This window comes from Spirillospora sp. NPDC046719 (assembly GCF_040645715.1).
In the GTDB taxonomy this organism is placed as follows: Bacteria; Actinomycetota; Actinomycetes; order Streptosporangiales; family Streptosporangiaceae; genus Spirillospora.
The window spans coordinates 1-1,234 of sequence record NZ_JBEYYT010000920.1 but is presented as its reverse complement, the minus strand read 5'-3'; the positions used below and the strand labels follow the sequence as shown (position 1 = coordinate 1,234).

The 1,234-nt window shown below is 70.3% G+C and carries 1 protein-coding gene; it reads left to right on the top strand.

Annotation, left to right across the window (positions count from 1 at the left end; genetic code table 11):
• Positions 1 to 654 (top strand): HNH endonuclease signature motif containing protein (locus ABZ914_RS51575; protein ID WP_500201845.1); only part of this gene is annotated, 654 nt, incomplete at its 5' end.
• Between the last annotated feature and the right edge of the window lie 580 nt (positions 655 to 1,234).

Here is a 1,234-nt window from a genome sequence, read left to right as displayed (position 1 = left end):
CTGAACCCCGAGGACGCCGCGATCTGGGACGGCACGCTCGCTCCGCTGGCCAAGCCGGCCGGACCAGACGACCGACGCGACCTCCCCGAACGCACTGCAGCGGCGCTGTCGAGCGTCCTGTCGGGTGGGCACAAGGCGTCCAAGGTCACCGTCATCTGCGACCTGGACACCCTCACTGGAGGCAACGCCCCGGCCCGCCTCACCGACGGCACCCCGATCCCCGCCGCCCAGGCCCGCCGCATCGCCCTCTCGGCCGGAGTCTCACCCCTCCTGCTCGGACGCGGGAACACCCCGCTGTACCTGGGCTACCGGGAACGCTTCGCCAGCGCGGCACAACGCCAAGTCCTTGAGACGCTGTACTCCTCCTGCGCGGTGCGGGGCTGTGAAGTGCCCGGGACGCTGTGCGAAGTGGACCATGTCCACGGATGGGCGCTCGGGCGATCGCCCACCGACATCGACCAGCTCGCACTCACCTGCGGGTGGCATAACCGGTTCAAGCACAGTCGCCCCGACCAGATCCAGATCACCAAGGATCGGGACGGGCGGTATGTGTACCGGCTGCTGCCACCGGCCGACGCCAGAGGATCCGCGACCGGGGCCGGGCCACCAGGCAGCATCGGCCCACCCGACCCGGCCCTCGACTGGGCCGCATAACCACCCACCATCCCAACACTGCACACGGCCACGCCCTGCGCCGGTCCGCCCGCATCCCCACCGATGACGGGCGGCCCCGGCATGCCCACACGCCAGGCGACCGCCTCACACCAGTTGCGCGTGCCCCCGGGCAGCCCTTTGCGGAGACCGCCACCAGTCACCCGGCCACTACGCCGCCCAGCAGCACCGACCAACACCGCCCCGGACCGCACCGCATAGCCGCCCCACCGCCGCATAACGCCCATCCACCCCCGGCCCAGGTCCTGCGCTTGGTCCACCAGCAGCCCCCACGACGGGCGAGCCAACCTCCCCCCAATGACAGGGCCATGCCGATACGACAGCGCGATACACCAATGCAATAGCCAAGGCCGCCTGTCGAATGCGGTACGCCAACACCCCACGGCCCGTGATGCCAGCGACGCGGCAACACGCCACATCGGAGGCGGCTCGTTTCAGATCAGGTGTTGTGGTGTTGCCCTTGGGTTATCTTCGTGCCTCGCGGAAGGAAGAGTTCGTCCCTGACGGAGGGGGGTGGTGGGGTGGCGCGACCCGGGGGCGGGGCAGGCGGAGAGATCGGAAG